The organism is Bartonella sp. LJL80 (assembly GCF_054871565.1).
The window spans coordinates 1-3,269 of the sequence record NZ_JBTXLM010000021.1 but is presented as its reverse complement, the minus strand read 5'-3'; the positions used below and the strand labels follow the sequence as shown (position 1 = coordinate 3,269).

Below are 3,269 nucleotides of genomic sequence, written 5' to 3'. Positions count from 1 at the left end.
ATGTTGACTTCCGCAATCGCTCGGATCGTTTCTGGGGCGGGCTTGGCACCGGTGTTTCCTACAATTGGCAGGATGATGCCTATTCGATCTATGGCGAGGTTGATGGCCGCACCTCATTCTCCGACTTTGGTGATAGCTACTCGCTCAATGGAACAGTGGGATTCAGAGCCAGATTTTGACCCCTTGGCTCTGCTGAAACTGTTTCAGCTCCGGTTGCCGACCCACGGTGACCGGAGCAAAGGATGGCGCAAATGAGAATGTCGTAAGGATTATTATTGCTACAGTGTTAATATATAATATTATTTGCTCAATAGGTGATTTATGTATTGCGTAATTTATTCTCCATGTATATTTATAGTATACGAATCTTCGTTATGATTCGAATCGGGGCATTGGGTTTGACTTATTTTGTGGGTATAGATAAAAAAGATAATATTACTGTTGGTGTTCATGCGCCGACACTTATTACTTTTACCCCCCCCCCCCCCCCCCAGCGGCAACTATCAGTTGTATCTAATTACGGTATAAAAACTCCGTTATTACCGCTGTCGAGTGTTTTCCTCAGCGGGTTCATTTGCCTTTTCCTCTCTCGGATGCGTGCAACGTGCTCCGCTTTTCTCTGTTTTTTTCAATCCAGCCATCCGAACGGTTCCTCCGCTCGGATGGTTTGTCAATTTTATGGATACAGTGATGAATATTTATAAATGCCGCTTAATGCACGCCGCTTTAAGTACTGCGCTCGGCGTCGGCGCACTCACCGCACTTAGATCAATAGCGTCGGCTTCAGAATGTGATGGCGGCATAACGTGTAACTTCGATCATTGGTGATGAGGCACTTATGGCGTTATGTTCCAAAATGAAACAGTTCTTTTCGTTTGTGAACGCATAAAGACAATTTTTACCATCAACGATACGAGTTTGAATGTCTTTAGTTGGCTATTTAATAAAGCGTCAAATAAGGCATTGGTTAGGTTCGATTTATTCGCGGGGTCTGTTGTTAATTAAGGGACATTTTTGGGCGCTACAGTAGCGATTTGCTCGAATAGCCGAAAAAATTTTTCCCGTAATTACGAGTGAATTTACATCGTCGATTTTTAACGACTTTAATATATTGGGGTTCTATTACATGCGGTATTGTATAAAAAGTTTACCTTTTATCTCATCCTTTCTGTTGTCGACAACGGTTTCCTTTGCAGGAATAACCTGTACGGTAGGAAGTGATTGTAGTTTCGATACCACTTCTTCAAATGCGGCCATTGCTAAGGGGTCCGGCTCCCACTTGATACTCAACGGCGCAGACGTAACATTGACAAGCGCGATAGTTGGGAATGTTGCTCAGAATGCGCGTGTCATAAACGCTGAAAGCCAAAGCAAGATCACATTCAATGGCAATACCACCTGGGTTACGGATACCGATTATGCAACGAGCACCGTGCCATGGGCCAATATAACTGGTGGCAGTGCGGTCACCATTAAAGGGAACCTATCGCTTGCACCAGTAGCCGGTGCGAGCAACCCCTTTGTGACAACGGAAGGTACCAACTCTTTGTTGGAAGTTTTTGGTGACTTGAATGCCGTGTTAAAGAGCAATGCCAACAGCTCAGGGACAAAATTTTCGCCGACAGGACTTTATGCATATCAAGGTGGACTCATCAGAGTTCATGGGGCCACTGTCATCGATGTACAGGATACTGGTACCTTCAACTTTGCCTTAATGACCGGAAATGGGCGAATGGAGTTTGCCGATCTCACTCTAACGTTGGGCGGCGGAGCGAAAGGAATAAGTTCTACCGGCGTGTCAGGTAGTGTTTTATCAACCGGAATGACGCTCATTACCGGAGATGCTATGCAAACCGCAATCAGTGTAACAGGCGATGGGTTTGTTAGTCTAGGTGAAGAACCCTCGAAGACTTCAGAACTCGAAACCGGACGTAGTGGTAAAGCAATCATCAATATAGGCCAAAAAGCCACAATTAATTCAGGGCTGGGCATTGATATACGCGGGAATACTGAATCATTAACGATTGTTAGTGGGAAAATCTTCAGTTCCGAAGCGGCCAACAATACAGCGATATTAAGCCGGGAAAATATCAAAGATACGGTACTTCTGACCGGTAATGCCGAGGTTCTCGGTGATATCGATCTAGGTGGAGGTGACGATACCGTGACAATTGAATCTGGCAGGTTTTTAGGCGACCTCTTCATGCGCGATGGAAATGACAGGCTGGTTCTATCTGGAGGGAAAATTGATGCCGGCAGTACGATCTCTATGGATGCCGGAAATGACCATGTTGAATTGTCAGCGGGCTTGGTTTTATCTTCAATATCTATGGGGACAGGCAATGATACTGCTGTCATCTCCGGAAGTGTTCAATTTGGCGATGCGTTATCCTTTGACGGAGGTTCGGATGGCACTGACACTAATACCGGTGAGCTCACGTTACGACAATACGCAAATCTGCGTGCATATACTAAAGATTCCGGAAATGATTCCAACAAAGGCGTTAATTTAACAGACTGGAGCGCTATCAATCTTGTCGATGGTTCTACTCTAACGATGACCAGTGAAAACCTGTTCGATCCGGCGAACTTGGTTAATACTTCACGCCTTACACTCGATCGCGCGTCAGTTCTAACAAACGAACTTGCAGCGCCCAATGCGCAAACTGTCAACGCTGATGTTTATAATGCAGGTTCATTGCGTATGGATGGGAACGAGATCGCTGGGGATCTGTGGACAATACGAGGCAACTATTCTGGTGACCGTGGAACTATCGTTTTTGATACGCAGCTTGGCGATGATAGTTCCCCGACGGATTTCTTACAGATTACCGGCAATGCTACGGGTACAACCGGTGTGCAGGTTGTCAATCGTGGTGGCCTTGGTGCTTTGACCACCGGTGATGGTATCCAGCTGATCAAGGTGGATGGCACATCATCTGCCGATAACTTCGCGTTGAAGAGTGATTATAGCTTTGAAGGGCAGGCCGCTGTCGTCGGTGGAGCCTACGCCTATTCCCTCTATGCCGGCAATAAGGCTGGCGACTTTGCCGGTGATTGGTATCTGCGTTCGCTCTATGTCAAACCTGTCGAACCACCCCAACCGCCTGTCGGGCCGGTGGAGCCGCCAGTCATCGAACCCAAGCCCGTCTATTCCGCTGTCGTGCCTATGTATGAGGTCTATCCGCAAATCCTGCAGCAGTTGAACAAGCTTGGCACATTGGAGCAGCGAATTGGCAACCGCACATGGATTGGTACAGGCTCTGATC

General features: G+C 46.8%; 2 protein-coding genes. Both read left to right on the top strand.

Annotated elements, in window-relative coordinates; all coding sequences use genetic code 11:
* On the top strand, positions 1-179 hold a 179-nt coding region (locus ACYSNS_RS14435; RefSeq protein ID WP_461723879.1), incomplete at its 5' end, for an autotransporter outer membrane beta-barrel domain-containing protein.
* Positions 180-1,126: 947 nt separating this feature from the next.
* On the top strand, positions 1,127-3,269 hold a 2,143-nt coding region (locus ACYSNS_RS14430), incomplete at its 3' end, for an autotransporter outer membrane beta-barrel domain-containing protein (RefSeq protein WP_461723878.1).